Source organism: Arthrobacter ruber (assembly GCF_002954225.1).
GTDB lineage: Bacteria > Actinomycetota > Actinomycetes > Actinomycetales > Micrococcaceae > Arthrobacter_D > Arthrobacter_D ruber.
Map to the genome: position 1 here is coordinate 78062 of NZ_PPTH01000017.1, position 15204 is coordinate 93265.

11 protein-coding genes and 1 tRNA gene are annotated in these 15204 nt (G+C 69.3%); 4 read left to right on the forward strand and 8 right to left on the reverse strand.

The annotated features are described in order from the left end of the window. Positions 1–98: 98 nt before the first annotated feature. The 3 genes from CI785_RS11455 to CI785_RS11460 are packed head-to-tail and all read left to right on the forward strand — an operon-like array spanning position 99 to position 1726. Entirely contained in the window at positions 99–911 is an 813-nt protein-coding gene (locus CI785_RS11455) for a class E sortase (protein ID WP_205753619.1), read from the forward strand. Positions 912–916: 5 nt separating this feature from the next. Beyond that, positions 917–1078 carry a hypothetical protein gene (locus tag CI785_RS17295; protein WP_170068235.1) on the forward strand — a complete coding sequence of 54 codons (162 nt, stop codon included), beginning with the start codon at positions 917–919 and terminating at the stop codon, positions 1076–1078. 3 nt (positions 1079–1081) lie between these two features. Further along, entirely contained in the window at positions 1082–1726 is a 645-nt protein-coding gene (locus CI785_RS11460) for an aminodeoxychorismate/anthranilate synthase component II (RefSeq protein WP_105032236.1), read from the forward strand. Between the two features lie 55 nt (positions 1727–1781). On the opposite strand, the gene pknB is transcribed toward CI785_RS11460, so the two are convergent. The 7 genes from pknB to CI785_RS11495 are packed head-to-tail and all read right to left on the reverse strand — an operon-like array spanning position 1782 to position 11283. After that, positions 1782–3713 (reverse strand): Stk1 family PASTA domain-containing Ser/Thr kinase, encoded by a 1932-nt coding sequence (gene pknB / locus CI785_RS11465; protein WP_105032237.1) that lies wholly within the window; start codon positions 3711–3713, stop codon positions 1782–1784. Between the two features lie 34 nt (positions 3714–3747). Continuing rightward, positions 3748–5559, reverse strand: coding sequence for a protein kinase domain-containing protein (locus tag CI785_RS11470; RefSeq protein ID WP_105032238.1), 1812 nt, complete (start codon positions 5557–5559; stop codon positions 3748–3750). Next, a complete protein-coding gene (locus CI785_RS11475; RefSeq protein WP_105032239.1) occupies positions 5556–7004 on the reverse strand; it encodes a peptidoglycan D,D-transpeptidase FtsI family protein in 1449 nt (482 codons plus the stop codon). The genes CI785_RS11470 and CI785_RS11475 overlap by 4 nt, the downstream gene beginning before the upstream one ends. Next, complete coding sequence (locus tag CI785_RS11480; RefSeq protein ID WP_105032240.1) at positions 7001–8422, reverse strand: FtsW/RodA/SpoVE family cell cycle protein; 1422 nt, start codon at positions 8420–8422, stop codon at positions 7001–7003. The genes CI785_RS11475 and CI785_RS11480 overlap by 4 nt, the downstream gene beginning before the upstream one ends. After that, the gene (locus CI785_RS11485; RefSeq protein ID WP_105032652.1) at positions 8415–10013 is read right to left on the reverse strand and encodes a protein phosphatase 2C domain-containing protein; all 1599 of its coding nucleotides are present in this window, start codon (positions 10011–10013) and stop codon (positions 8415–8417) included. Before CI785_RS11485 ends, CI785_RS11480 begins: the two co-directional genes overlap by 8 nt. Positions 10014–10057: 44 nt before the next feature. Beyond that, a complete protein-coding gene (locus CI785_RS11490; RefSeq protein ID WP_105032241.1) occupies positions 10058–10546 on the reverse strand; it encodes an FHA domain-containing protein FhaB/FipA in 489 nt (162 codons plus the stop codon). Continuing rightward, entirely contained in the window at positions 10543–11283 is a 741-nt protein-coding gene (locus CI785_RS11495) for an FhaA domain-containing protein (protein ID WP_105032242.1), read from the reverse strand. The genes CI785_RS11490 and CI785_RS11495 overlap by 4 nt, the downstream gene beginning before the upstream one ends. Positions 11284–11602: 319 nt before the next feature. On the opposite strand from CI785_RS11495, the gene CI785_RS11500 reads away from it, so the two are divergent. Beyond that, positions 11603–11685: transfer RNA gene (locus CI785_RS11500), tRNA-Leu, on the forward strand. Positions 11686–11748: 63 nt separating this feature from the next. On the opposite strand, the gene CI785_RS11505 is transcribed toward CI785_RS11500, so the two are convergent. Further along, positions 11749–15168 (reverse strand): error-prone DNA polymerase, encoded by a 3420-nt coding sequence (locus tag CI785_RS11505; RefSeq protein ID WP_105032243.1) that lies wholly within the window; start codon positions 15166–15168, stop codon positions 11749–11751. Between the last annotated feature and the right edge of the window lie 36 nt (positions 15169–15204).

Sequence of the window (15204 nt, forward strand, 5' to 3'; positions counted from 1 at the left end):
ATCCTGTGGGAAGAACTTCATCCGGCGGCCCGGTTCTCGGAAACGATTCTAGCCAAGATCGTTCGGATACCGGTGCATCCCGAGTGGCAGGAGCGGCAGTGGCGAGGTCGACCATCGACGCCCCACCCGAACCACGGGTGGGGCGCCCGGATCGGGCACGCCGTCGTCGTACTCCCGGCCAGCTGGTAGCGCAGGTCCTGGGCGAACTCCTGATCACCGCCGGAGTGGTCCTGCTGCTCTTCGTCGGCTGGGAGCTCTGGTGGACCAACATCGATTCCAGCATCAAGCAGGAGCAGGCGCTCGAGGAGTTCTTCGCCGACGTGCCGCCCGCGGCCGGTCCCGCACCTGCCGGCGCAGGCCCCGACGCCCCCGCACCCGAGGATTTCGGTGACCCTGCCGTCCTGCCGCAGGGGGACCTCGTGGGCACCTTCGCGGTGGTCTACATCCCGCGCTTCGGGGACGACTACTCACGCCCCGTCACCGCCGGTGTCGGCACCGACGTCCTCGACAACCTCGGCCTCGGTCACTACCCCGGCACGGGGGCTCCAGGAGCGGTGGGGAACTTCGCGCTCGCCGGCCACCGACAGACCCACGGCCAGGTACTCGACCAGATCCACACGCTCGTCCCCGGGGACCGGCTCTACGTCCAGACACGCGACGGCTACTACACCTACGTGTTCCGGAACACCGAGATCGTCCTGCCGGACCGCGCGGATGTGATCGCACCGGTCCCCACCGAGCCCGCCGCCGAGCCGGTGGACAGGATCCTGACGCTGACCAGTTGCAATCCGCGTTTCGGAGCGCAGGAGCGTATCATTGCGTACTCGGTGCTCGAGTCCTGGCGTCCCGCCGACGCCGGCCCGCCGCCCGAGATCGCCGAGCACGTGGCACGCGCCGCAGGACAGGGGTAGCCGCGATGTACGGATGGATCTTCCGGTCCCTGCCCGGGCCGCTCTGGATGCGCATCGTCCTCTCCGTGCTGCTGGTCCTCGCAGCGGTCACGGTGCTGATGGTCGCCGTGTTCCCCTGGGTCTCCCAGTTCAACCCGCTCACAGATTCAACGATTGGTTCCCCCTAGCTCATGGCTGACACCGCCCGCATCCTCGTCGTCGACAACTACGACAGCTTCGTCTACACCCTGGTGGGCTACCTCCAGGAACTGGGCGCCGAGACCACGGTGGTGAGGAACGACGACGTCACCCTCGCCGAGGCGCAGGAGATGGCCGCTTCCCGAGACGGTGTGCTGATCTCCCCCGGCCCGGGCACACCCGCCGAAGCCGGTGTCTGCGTGGAGCTGATCCGGTGGTGCGGCGAGCACGCCAAGCCGATGCTGGGGGTCTGCCTCGGACACCAGGCGCTGGCGGAGGCGTACGGCGGAACCGTGACGCATGCTCCCGAACTCATGCACGGCAAGACCTCCCTCGTGGAACACGATGCGACGAGTGTCTTCGCCGGCCTGCCGTCCCCGGTCACTGCGACGCGCTACCACTCCCTCGCTGCGGTCAGCGACGACGTCCCGGCGGATCTGACCGTCACCGCGCGCACGGCCAGCGGCATCATCATGGGCCTCGAACACAGGACGGCTCCCCTGTGCGGCGTCCAGTTCCATCCGGAGTCGGTCCTCACCGAGGGCGGCTACCAGATGCTGGGCAACTGGCTGGAGTCGCTGGGACTCGAGGGCGCGGCAGCGAAGGCGGCGGGCCTCAGCCCGCTCATCGCGCGCTAGCAGCCCTTTCCCACCAGGGCATGTACCGGCGGTCCGCCTGTCCCGACGCCGCCTGTCAGTCGTCGCCCTCCGTGGGCCGCGTCTCGGTCGGCTCGTCCGGGCCCTCGGTCGGTTGACCGCCCGATGTCTCCGACGGCCCGGGGGTGGGCTCCACCGGCTCAGGGGCGGGCTCCGCCGGGGGTGCCTTCGCGACGGTCAGGACGATCTCCGTGCCCTGGTCGACCTGCGAGCGTGCCGGCGCCGACTGCGCCGTGACGATCCCCGGGGTGACGACGCTGTTCTCGACCTCCCGGACGGAGGACGGCAACCGGACCGCAGGATCGGCCAGCAAGGCCCGGGCCTGGTCGACCGTCAGGTCCGTGAGCAGGGGGACGGTCACCTTGCCGTTGGACAGCACCAGGTTCACGGCGCTCCCGACCGGCACCGTCTGGCCGGCCTGTGGGTTCGTGGTGATGACCCTGCCTTCCGTGACCTCAGCGCTCGTCTCCTCCGTGATCGTGCCGCCCCTCAGACCGAGGTCCTCGAGCGCGTCGCGCGCGGAGGACTCCGTGAGTCCGGCGAGAGTGTCCGGGAGCACCACGTTGGCAGGACCCAGCGAGACCGTGATGTTGACGCGCGATTCCCTCTCCACCGACGTCCCTGCCGCAGGATCGGAGGCGATGACGTCACCGGCGTCCACCGTCGCGTTGTACTCGTCGTCGGTGGAGGGCACCAGTCCCGCATCCACCACGGCGTCGGTGGCGTCCGCCTCGCTCATGCCGACGAGGTCGGGTACGGCGACCGTGACCACCTCCTGGGAGGGCCGGGTGTCCGAGATGTTGTTCAGGAGGACGTATCCTCCCGCGAGCACGAGCAGGACCGCCACGAAGAAGACGGTGATCCAGGCGATCCTCGACGACCTCCGTCGCCGGTCCTGCAGCTCGTCCGCCGTACCGCTCGACCGCAGGAGGTCGAGCCGGTCGTCGTCCTCCGCATGGTGCGGCACGGGACGTTCCGTCGAGACCCTGTCGATGGCACGCGTCTGCGGCTCGACGGCGAGCGGGACGGCGGCCCTGGCTCCGGTCCTGACGCCGCGTGCGCGCGGTGCATGCACATCCAGCGCTTCGGTGGGCATCCCCGCTCCGCCGGCCACGGAGATGCCGTGGGCGGCGTCGAGCAGCGCCCGACGGAAGGACGCGGCGTCCTGGAAGCGGTGGTCGCGATTCTTCTGCAGCGCCTTGGCGAGCACGGAGTCGAGCGCCGGCGTCACCGCGGGTTCGAGGCTGCTGGCGACGGGCGGGTCCTCCCGCACGTGCTGGTAGGCCACGGAGACGGGGCTGTCCCCGATGAACGGCGGCCGGCCGGTGAGCAGCTCGAAGAGCAGGCAGCCCGCCGAGTACAGGTCGCTGCGCGCGTCCACCGTCTCGCCGCGGGCCTGTTCCGGGGACAGGTACTGCGCCGTGCCGAGCACGGCCTGGGTCTGCGTCATCGTGGCCTGCGAATCGGCGATCGCGCGGGCGATCCCGAAGTCCATGACCTTCACGGCGCCGTCGGGTGTGATCATGACGTTGGCCGGTTTGATGTCCCGGTGGACGATGCCGGCCTTGTGGCTGTATTCGAGGGCGCCCAGCACCCCGCCGAGGTAGGTGATGCTGTCACCCGGCGTCAGATCGCCGGACTTGACGTGGTCGCGGAGGGTGCGCCCGGCGACGTACTCCATCACGATGAAGGGCACCCGGACCTCGTGCTGCGGACGGTCGGGGATCTCCTCCTCGCCCGTGTCGTACACGGCGACGATGGTGGGGTTGTTGAGCCCCGCCACGGCCTGCGCCTCCCTGCGGAAGCGCGACTGGAAGAGCGGATCCCGTGCCAGATCCTGCCGCAGGACCTTGATGGCCACCGACCGGCCCAGACGGAGGTCGCGGCCGAGGTGCACATCGGCCATGCCCCCGCGCCCGATCAGCTCGAGGACCTCGTACCGCCCGTTCAGGATGCGCTCGGTGGTCATCACTTCGTGCCCTTCCGGCCCCGGACCGCACCGATCATGACGTGGGGGTCGCCGTCGCCGTCGGTACCGGTGCCGACGTGGGGGTGGGTGTGGGGGTGGGCGTCGGGGTGGGAGCCTGGGTCGCGGGCGGCCCTGCCGAGACGACGTAGGTCACCTGTGTCCCGGGGGAAAGCACTGCACCCGCCCCGGGATCGACCCGGATGACGGTGCCCTCCGGCTGCTGTGATGGCTCGGATCCCACGTTGAGCGGCCTCAGGCCGAGGTCCACGAGGATCTGCTCCACCTCTGCCGCGGTCCGTCCCTGCAGGTTGGCGGGCACGGTGACCTGCTCCACCGGCTCAGGGCCCCTCGACGACGTCACGGTGATGGTTTCCCCAGGGCTGAGGCTTCCCACGGGGGCGACGTCCGTGACGAGTCCCGCCGCGACGTCCGCCGAGAACTGGCGCTGGATCTCGACGCGGAACCCCAGCGCGCCGAGTTCCGCGGCGACCTCGGCCTCGGGCCGTCCCCGGTACTGGCTCGGCGTGATGACGACGCGGTCGTCCGCTTCCGTGGTGCTCGGCGACGGCGTGGGCGAGGTGGACGGCGTCGACGGCGTCGGTGCGGGCGTCCGCGACGGAGTGGTGCTCGCGGAGGTGCTCGATGCGGCCGGCACGTCGACAGGATCGTCACCCGCCAGCAGGGGCTGGAGGATCAAGAAGGCGATGGCGGCCAGGGCCAGGAGGAGCAGGACGATGAGGGGGATCAGCCAGGGGCTCCGGCGGTTCTCCTCCTCGCGCCGGTACGGCTGACCCGGCGGTCGGGGTTCTGCCGAGTCGACGTCCTCCTGCGACCAGTCGCGGGACGCGGCGATGCCCGCCGCGGCACCGGCCGCTGCAGGGGCCGCCACCGTCGGCAGTGCGGAGGTGGTGGGTGCGGGAACCGCCGTCGTCGCCTGCGTGTTCTGGCGCGGGACGGCGGTCGTGGCGACGTCGGCCGCGGTGCCGAAGGCGAGCATGCCCGGGACGGCAGCCTCGGCGGCGCGGACGTTGCCGGACCGGATGGCGTCGACGGCGCGGGCCAGGGCCTCGGCGTCGGCCGGGCGGTCCGCGGGATCCTTGGCGAGCATCGAACCGACCAGCGCCCGGACCGGCTGCGGGATCGACTCCGGCAGCGGCGGTGGCGCGTCGTTGACCTGGGCCAGGGCGATGGCGATCTGCGACTCCCCGGAGAAGGGCCGGCGGCCGGCCAGCAGCTCGTACCCGATGACACCGAGGGCGTAGATGTCGGAGGAGCCCGTGGCGGGCTGGCCCGTGGCCTGCTCCGGCGCGAGGTACTGCGCCGTCCCCATGACCTGGCCCGTGGCCGTCAGGGGGACCTGGTCGGCGAGCCGGGCGATACCGAAGTCGGTGATCTTGACCCTGCCGTCGGGCATCACGAGGATGTTGCCGGGCTTCACGTCGCGGTGCACGAGGCCCTGCCGGTGCGCGACGCCGAGGGCGGTGGCCGTCTGTCCCATGATCGAGAGGGTGCGGTCGGGCGAGAGGACCTGTTCCTTCTCGATCACGGCGGACAGCGGCTGTCCGGGCACGAGTTCCATGACGAGGTACGCCGACCCCGCCTCCTCGCCGTAGTCGAACACGTTGGCGATGCCCTCGTGGTTCAGCAGCGCGGTGTGGCGTGCCTCGGCCCGGAAGCGGTTGAGGAAGGCCGGGTCGCCCGAGTACTCCTCCTTGAGGATCTTGATCGCGACGACACGCCCGAGGATCTGGTCGCGGGCCTTCCAGACCTCGCCCATACCGCCGATGGCGATGCGCTCGGTCAGTTCGAATCTGCCGCCCAGGGTGATTCCCGATGTGGGCCTCATCTGTTCAACACCGCCTCTATGAGTCTCTTGGCACTGGGTGAGGTCAGCTGCTGACCAGTAGGGATGTCCACGTTCTCCATCACGATCGATATGGCTACCTGGGGGTCGTCCGCCGGGGCGAATCCCGTGAACCAGGCGTTGTCGCCGGTCTCGGAGACCTCGGCGGTGCCCGTCTTGCCGGCCACCCGGACTCCGGGAACCCGGGCTCCGGCCGCCGTGCCGTTGTCCACGACGTTCACCATCCAGTCGGTGAGCTGGTCCGCCGTCGCCTGGCTGACCGACTGGCGGAGCACCTCGGGCTGGGGCGACTCGATCAGCTTGAGGTCCGCGGCGCGGATCGACTTGATGAGCTGCGGCTGCATCTGCTGCCCGTCGTTGGCGATGGCCGAGGCCACCATGGCCATCTGGAGCGGCGTCACGCGCGTGTCGAACTGCCCGATGGCGGACTGTGCCAGTTCGGGTTCCGTCAGGTCCGAGGGGAAGGTGCTCGCGATGACCTGCGTGGGGATGGACAGTTCCTCGCCAAAACCGAACTTCGCGGCCTGCTCCTGGATGGCGTCCTCACCGAGATCCAGCGCGATCTGCGCGAAGGGCGTGTTGCAGGACTGCTCCAGGGCGAACCGGAGATCCGCCGTCGTCCTGCTCGCGCAGCCGCCGGTGACGAAGTTGGGCAGCGCGTACTCGATGCCGGGGAACTCGAGGGCCGGCGGGTTGGGGATCTCCGACCGGGCGTCGTACCGCCCGGACTCGAGGGCCGCCGCGGCGTCGATGAGCTTGAACACGGATCCCGGGGCCACGAGGGACTGCGTGGCCGGATTGGAGTAGATGGAGAGGCCCGGCTGCTCGTTGAGCAGCGCGGCGTTCTGCTCGATCACGGCGGTGTCGTGGCCCGAGACGAGATTCGGGTCGTAGGTCGGCTTGGAGACCATCGCCAGGATGTTGCCCGTGGAGGGCTCCATGACCACGATCGAACCCCGCTGTCCGTCCGGGATGAGGTCCGATGCGAGTCTCTGGATCTGGGGGTCGATGGTCAGCTCCACGGATGCGCCCTCGGATCCCGCACCGGAGAACAGCCGGACCATCCGGTCGTAGAACAGGGAGCTGCTGGTACCGGAGAGGATGTCGGATTGCGACTGCTCGAGCTGCGTCGATCCGAGCGACAGGGAGTAGTAGCCCGTCAGGTGCGCGTACAGCTCGGGCTCCTCGTAGACGCGCTGGAAGTTGAACTCGTCGTCGGAGGGTACGGACTGGGCGATGGCCCGGCCGTCCACCAGGATGGCCCCGCGCTGCCGGCCGAAATCCTGGTACAGCTGGCGGCTGTTCCACTCCGGCCGATCGGTGTTCAGGCTCTCCGCCTGGAAGAACTGCACGAAGGTGAGGGAACCGAGCACGAGCGCGAACATGCCGATCGCCACGACCCACGCACTGCGGATGGCCTGGTTCATCGCGTCGCCTCCCTCTCGGCCCTCTTCTTGACGGGCTTGCCGTTCACACCGAGCGCCTCGGGGAACGAGTCCTTCATCGGTCCCGTCGGCGCCGGTCGCCGCGCGGTCTCGGAGATCAGGAGGATCAACGCCACAATGAGCCAGTTTGCCAGCAACGAGGACCCACCCGCGGACATGAACGGCGTGGTGAGGCCGGTCAGGGGGATCAGGCGCGTGATGCCGCCGATCACCACGAAGCACTGCAGGGCGATGGTGAAGGAGAGACCGCACGCGAGCAGCTTCCCGAAACCGTCCTTCGTGCCGAGCGCCGCCCGGATGCCGCGGGAGACGAGGATCATGTACAGCATCACGATCGCGACGACACCGATGAGTCCGAGTTCCTCGCCCAGCGCCGCGATGATCATGTCGCTGTTGGCATACGTCACGAGATCCGGCCTGCCCCCACCGAGGCCGGTTCCGAGCAGCCCGCCGTTAGCCAGGCCGAAAAGACCCTGGACCACCTGATGGCTTCCCCCCGGGACGCGCTCGTACACCTCGGGCGAGAACGCGTTGATCCAGGAATCGAAGCGGAGCGCCACGTGGGAGAACAGTTCGAGGGCCACGAAGACCCCGGCGCCGATCGCCGCCAGGCCGATCAGCACCCAGCTGACCCGGCTCGTGGCGACGTAGATCATGACCATGAAGAGACCGAAGAAGAGGATCGACGAGCCGAGGTCGCGCTGGAAGATCAGCACGCCGATGCTCACCAGCCAGGCCGCGCCCATCGGGGCCAGGTCCCGGAAGCGCGGGAACTGCAGCGGCCCGATCTTCTTGCCCGCCAGCAGGATCAGGTCCCGGTTGGTCGATAGATACCCAGCAAAGAATATTGCGAGGGTGATCTTCGCGACCTCGCCGGGCTGGAAGGTACCGAAGCCGACGGAGATCCAGATGCGTGCTCCGTTGATCTCCAGCCCGAGCGGCGTCAGGGGCAGCAGCAGCAGGACGGCACTGACGATCAGGGAGATGTAGGTGAAGCGGCGCAGGATCCTGTGGTCGCGCAGCAGGAGGAGCAGGATGGCCGCTGCACCGATGGCCACGGCTGTCCAGAGGACCTGCTGCGGGGCCACGGGGGCGAAGTCCGGGTTTACGGCCGCGGCCAGGTCCAGGCGATGGATCATCGCCAGGCCGATCCCATTGAGGGCGATGACAACCGGAAGAATCACAGGATCGGCATATTTGGCGCGGAAGCGCAGGATTCCGTGGACGAACAGGCCCATCAGACCCAGCGTGAGGGCCTGCGACCAGAAGTAGTCGCTGAAGGGCTCCTCCCGTCCGGTACCGGCGAGGTAGTTGGCTCCGACGGCGACGGCGAGGGCGAGCACCAGGAGCGCGAGCTCGACATTGCGCCGCGACCGCGGCACGGTCAGGACATCACTCATTGGCTGTATCTCCGCAGTCGGCGGCGGGGGACGAGGGGTTCGGCGACGGCGACCCGGAGGCGCCGGGTGTCGCTGTGGAAGCGGGCGTTGCGGAGGGAACCGGCGTCGCGGAGGGGGCCGGAGTTGCGGAGGGAGCCGGTGACGCCGACGGAGCGGGTGTCCCGGAAGGGGCCGAGGGGGAGGGCGTTGGTGTTCCGGAGGGTGCCGGTGTTCCGGAGGGCCCCGGGGACGGGGACGCCGCTCCGGGGGCGGGATCGCAGGAGACGGCTCGCAGTTCGCTGCGCAGGTCACCCACGATCCGCTCGGCTTCCTCGAGGCCCGCCGCCGGAAGCGTGTTCATCACCCGCGATCGCTGGTACTCGGGCAGGTTCGAGACCGGGATGTCGGTCACCTCGTAGACCTCACTGAGGCTGATGGGCCCGAGCCTCTGCGGCACGCCGGTGAAGATGGCCACACGGTTCTCCGACTCCGCCACGTAGTAGCGCGTCTGGGTCCAGGTGTAGCCGAGGCCGAGGACGGCGATCAGGATGAGCGTCATGAGGGACAGGAACGCCGGGACCAGCCAGCGTCGACGCGGCGTCGTGGTGTCGTTGCCGGTGTCGTCCCCGTCGTCGAGTTCGGGCTCCGCCTTATGCGTCAGCATCATCGCGGCACGCCGCTCGGTCGAGCGTTGCGTCACGATCGGGATCTGCCCGGTCTCGGTGGCGAGGGCCGCGGATCCCACGAGGACGTGCGGCCGTGTCAGCAGATCCTGGCGGATGATGTCCGCGCGGATGGCGGTACCGGGAAGGTCACCGTTCCGGTCGATCTCGTGCAAGGACGCCGCGGCGGGCGCGGCCGGGGTGTCGCGTTCGCCCGCGGCCTGCCGCGCCGGGGGGATCGAGGCAGGAGGTGCGGAGTCGTCGTCGTCCGCTTCGATGACCTCGACGACGGCGATGGTGATGTTGTCGGGCGAACCGCCCGCCAGGGTCAGCTCGACGAGGGTGTTCACGCAGTCGCGGATATCCCTGGTCTCGCGCATGACCTGCTCCACGATGCGGTCGCTGAGCACCGCGTTCAGGCCGTCGGAGCAGAGCAGCCAGCGTTCACCGGGCACGGCGTCGAACTGCTCGAGGTCCAGTTCGGGGCTCGCGTCGACGTCGCCGAGGACGCGCATCAGCACGTTCTTGTGCGGATGGATCTCCGCCTCCTCCGGCCGGAGGCGTCCTTCGTCGATGAGGCGCTGCACGAAGGTGTGGTCGGTGGTGATCTGCGTGAACACCCCGTCCTTGAGGCGGTAGGCGCGGGAATCGCCGATATGGGCGAGTTGCAGCGTCGCGTCCTCGAGCAGGATCGCCGTCACGGTGGTGCCCATGCCCGCGAGCTGGGGGTTGGTGGCCACGAGTTCGGAGAGCAGCGAGTTGGCGGTCTGGATCTCGTCGGCAAGATGCGTGCCGGCCTTGCCGCCGTGGGCGTTGTGGTCGAGGTGCACCAGGTCCAGGACGGTCGAGGCGGAGGCCACGTTGCCGCCCGCATGTCCGCCCATGCCGTCGGCGACGACGGCCAGATAGCGGCCCACGTAGGCGGAGTCGTCGTTCTTCGCCCGGACCATGCCCACGTCGGAGCGGGCGGCGAACCTCAGGGCAAGCCGCACGCCTACTGCCTCAATTCGATGACCGTCTTACCGATCCGGATGGGGACGCCGGGCTCGACGGGCAGGGCGCGGGTGAGCTGCGTGCCTGCCAGGTAGGTCCCGTTGGTGGATCCCAGGTCCTCGATGAACCAGCGGCTGCCCTGCGGGAACAGGCGGGCATGGCGGCCTGACGCGTAGTCGTCCTCGAGCACGAGGGTCGCCTCCTGAGCGCGTCCGAGGAGGATCGGACTCGCTGCGAGGTCCAGCGTGGTCCCGGTGAGCGGTCCCTCGGTGACGACGAGTCGACGCGCGGGTGTGCGCACGGGCGCCGGCTCCTCCACGAGCTCGGGATTCCTGCGGATCTCCCGTGCCGTGGGCGTGCCGACCTTGTTGCGCCGGCCCACCACGAGGTCGCGGCGCAGCGCCCCCACGGTGCTGAGGACCAGGACCCACAGCAGGATCAGGAATCCGAAGCGCAGGAGCGTGACGGTCAGTTCCCCGGCTTCGCTCATCGCTGGGCACCACTGTTCTGTGCCGGCACCAGGCGGAAGGTGAGGCGGGACCGCCCCATGGTGATCACGGATCCGTCCGTGAGTTCGGTCTGCCCGTCCACGTGCTGTCCGTTGACGTAGCTGCCGTTGGTGGAGCCGAGGTCGACGGCGTATACGCGTCCCTCGTGGACCCGGATCTCGAGGTGTCGTCGGGAGACGCCGGTGTCGTCGACGGGGATGTCCGCCTCGGAGGACCGACCGAGCACGATCGATCCCGAGTTGATCGAGTAGCGCCGGCCGTCGATCTCGAGGATCGGCTGATAGCGGGTGGGCTGGCGTCGTGGCGCCGCAGGCGCGGTCGGGGCGGCCGGGCGGTGGGCGGCGGCCTGCTTCTCGATCGACGAATCGATTTCGAAGACACCCGCCTTCAGGTCCGGATCATGCTCGAACGAGACGCGGACGGGCCCCTGGAGGCTGTACTGCTGGCTGTTGACGTGCGCGATCACGACGTCGCAGAGCTCTTCGGCGAGGGCCGAGCCCCACTGCTGGGCGAGGGCGAAGTCGGAGTCGGACAGGCGCGCCGAGAACACGTTGGGGGCGAGGGTACGGCCCTGGGACAGGACGAGGGAGCGGTTGTCCAGTTCCTTGCGCAGGGCGCTGGCGATCTCGAGAGGCTGGACCTGGGATCGCGAGCCCGTGGTGAAGGCGCCCCGGACCAGCTTCTCGAGTCCGCGCTCGACGTTGTCGAGAATGCCCATACGTCGCCTCCTCCCTCGTGCTGCACTGTGGTTTCGGACCCCGCCAGCGGTGGCTGCGGGGCTTCTCCCGGTCCTGGGGACGGCGATGTCCAGCCGGGCATGTTCAGACCGATACTACTGGGAGCCTCTGGGAATGGGCTCCATCGGCGGGTCCGGAGGATTACTTTGTCCTAACGATCCGCCGATCGCGCACGGGTGCCGGGAGCCGCCGGAGGACGGAGGAACCGTGCCGTTTAGGTGATTCCACCGGTGCTCGGCTATGCTGGACTCTGCTGTTCACAACACCTGCGCCTGGCGTACGGAGTTGGGATCTCGAGATGCGCGAGTGGCGGAACGGCAGACGCGCTGGCTTCAGGTGCCAGTATCCGAAAGGGTGTGGGGGTTCAAATCCCCCCTCGCGCACACTGTACGACGACGAAGGGCCCCCGCTGTGCGGAGGCCCTTCGTCGTAGGTGGCGGGTGATGTCAGCGGAAGTCGCGCGAGCGGGTGGTGGCCTTGAGCTGCAGGACCTCGATGCGGTCCGCGACCACGTTGACGATCCCCTCGGAGGACCGCTCGAGGACTCCGCGGACGATCACGCTGCTGGCTTCCCGTGCCACGCGGCGGTAGCGCTGCCAGACGCCCACGGAGCAGATCACGTTCACCAGCCCCGTCTCGTCCTCGAGATTCATGAAGGTGATGCCGCTCGCCGTCGCGGGCCTCTGCCGGTGCGTCACCACTCCCGCCACCTCGATGCGGCGCCCGGATTCCGCGGTCTTCAGCTGGGCGGCGGTCAGGGCGCCCCGGCGTTCCAGCCTGCCCCTGGCGTGGCGCACCGGATGGTCGTCCGGGGTGATGCCGGTGGACCAGAGATCGGACCCCACCTTGTCGATGTCGGAGAGCTCGGGCATCAGCGGAGGCTGGATATACACGGCGGTCCCCTTGATCTGGCCCTCACGCTCGGTGGAGGCCGGGCCGGCGTTCCACAGTGCCTCGCGGCGGCTCAGGCCCATCGAGTCGAAGGCACCCGACGCCGCAAGGGCCTCGAGCTGGCCTGCATTGGCGCCCGTGCGCCGTGCCAGGTCCGGCATGTCCTCGTAGGGTCCGTTCCGTTCCCGCTCGGCGACGATCCTCTCCGCGAGCTTCACCCCGAGCGATTCCACGCTGGCGAGCCCCAGCCGCACCGCGTAGTTGCCGTCACGGCGGTGGGGGGTCGAATCGAAGGGTGTGTCCTGATCGAAGTATCCGACCGGGGCCTGTTCCTCCTCGGTGCAGCAGTCCATGCCGGTGGTCCGCCCGCGGGGGTCCTCCGGTGGCTCGTAGCCCTCGAGCGGCTCGAGGTCGGCGTGCACCCCGGAGTGCAGGATGTCGGGGCGCAGGACGACGGCGCCGTGCCGCCGGGCGTCCGCGACGAGCGTCTGCGGGGAGTAGAACCCCATGGGCTGCGCGCGCAGGAGCGAGGCGAGGAACGCGCCGGGATAGTGCAGGCGCAGCCAGGCGCTGACGTAGACCAGCAGTGCGAAGCTGATCGAGTGGCTCTCCGCGAACCCGAAGTTCGCGAAGGCGTGGATCTTGTTGTAGATGGTGTCGGCGACGTCGCCGGTGATCCCGTTGGACGCCATGCCCTCGTACAGCTTGGCCTTGAGGGAGTCGATCCGCTCCTCGCCCCGCTTGGATCCCATGGCACGGCGCAGGAGGTCGGCGTCCGCGCCGCTGCAGCCGCCCACCACCATGGCCATCTGCATGAGCTGCTCCTGGAAGAGCGGCACCCCGAGGGTCCGTTCCAGGACGGGCTTGAGGTCGGGGTGGATGTACCGGACCTCCTCCTCGCCCATCTTCCGCTTGATGTAGGGGTGGACCGCGCCGCCCTGGATGGGGCCGGGCCGCACGAGGGCCACCTCGATCACGAGGTCGTAGAACTGGCGGGGCTGCAGGCGCGGGAGCATGCCCATCTGCGCGCGGCTCTCCACCTGGAAGACCCCTACCGAGTCGGCGAAGCACAGCATGTCGTAGACGCCCTGCTCCTCCTTGGGGATGGTGTGCAGCTCCCACACCTCGCCGAAGTGCCGCTCCACGAGGTCGAAGTTGTACTGGATGGCCGCGAGGATGCCGAGGCCCAGCAGGTCGAACTTCACCAGCCCCATCCACGCGCAGTCGTCCTTGTCCCACTGCAGGACCGTCCTGCCCTCCATCCGGCCATGCTCGATGGGGCATACTTCTCCCACGGGCCGGTCGGTCAGCACCATCCCGCCCGAATGGATGCCCAGGTGGCGCGGGAACTTCAGGACCTCTTGCGCGAGGTCCACCACCGCGTCCGGTATGTCGTGGTCACTGCTCGAGACGAGTCCGCCCCACCGCTCGATCTGCCGGGACCAGGCATCCTGCTGTCCCGGACTGTGACCCAGGGCCTTCGCCATGTCGCGGACAGCGAACTTGGGGCGGTACGTGATGACGTTGGCCACCTGGGCGGCATTGAAGCGACCGTACTTCCGGTAGACGTACTGGATGACCTCCTCGCGGCGGTCCGAGTCGAAGTCCACGTCGATGTCCGGCTCCTCGTCCCGCATGCTCGAGAGGAACCGCTCGAAGGGCAGCTGGTACTTGATGGAGTCCACGGCCGTGATCTCGAGCAGGTAGCAGACCGCCGAATTGGCCGCCGATCCCCGCCCCTGGCACAGGATGCCGTGGCGGCGCGCGTAGTGCACGAGGTCGTGGACGATCAGGAAGTAGCCCGGGAACTTCTTCTCCTCGATCACCTCCAGTTCGCGTTCGATCCGCTCGCGGACATCGGCCCGCCCCCCGTACAGCCTGTCGGCGCCCTGCCAGACGAGTTCGCTCAGGTAGCTCATCTGGGTGTGGCCCTCGGGGAGGTCGATGGTCGGGAGCCCGGGCCGGACGCTCCGGAGCGTGAAGGAGAGATCGGAGGCGATGTCCACGGTGCGTTCCACCGCTCCGGGATAGTCCCTGAACCGCCGCGCCATCTCGGCTCCGCTGCGCAGGTGGGCGGCGGCGGCCGCGGGGAGCCAGCCGTCCATCTGGTCGAGGCTCCGGCGCGCCCGGACGGCGGCCAGGGCGGAGGCGAGCCGGTGCTGCTTCGGGGTGGCGTAGTGCACGTTGTTGGTGGCCACGGTGGGCAGTCCCAGCCGGGCGGCGACGGCGGCCAGGGCGTCGTTGTGGGCGGTGTCGAGCGGGTTGCCCTGGTTGATGAGCTCGACGGCGACCGCCTCGCGGCCGAACAGCTCGACGAGCGTCCTCAGCTCGGCCTCGGCCGCGGCCTCACCCTCCGCGACGAGAGCCGAGCGCACGGCCCCCTTCCGGCATCCGGTGAGGACCATCCACTGGCCGTCGGCGTGCCCGGCAAGACTCTCCAGGCTGTAGCGGGGTTTCCCCTTCTCGGCTCCGGCAGCCAGCTGGGCCTCGGTGATGGCCGTGGACAGCCGGTGGTAGCCGGCGGATCCGCGGGCGAGGACCAGCAGGTGCCGCCCTTCGGGGTCGGCCTCCCCGTTCTGCGGTCCGGACAGGTCGAGGGACAGCTCCGCGCCGTACAGGGTCGAGAAGCCCGGGTACTTCTCGGCGGCCTCCGCAAAGTGCACCGCACCGTACAGTCCGTCGTGGTCGGTGAGGGCCATACCGCTGAGCCCGAGCCGCTGGGCCTCCTCGGCGAGGTGTTCGGGGCTCGACGCGCCGTCGAGGAAACTGAAATTGGAGTGGACGTGCAGCTCCGCGTACGGCACCACGGGACCCTCGGGAGCGGGGGCCTCCGCGGGAGCCGTGTAGGGCTGGCGCTTCCGCGACCAGGCGGGGCTGTCCCCGCCGTCGGCCCCCGGGGGAGGTGCTCCAGGGCGGGTGGCCGAGAGGTTCCGTTCGAAGTCCGACCACGGGATCGGCGGGTTGTTCCAGCCCATGGCGTCCCTCCCTGTCTGGATGTCTTCTGTCCGGCT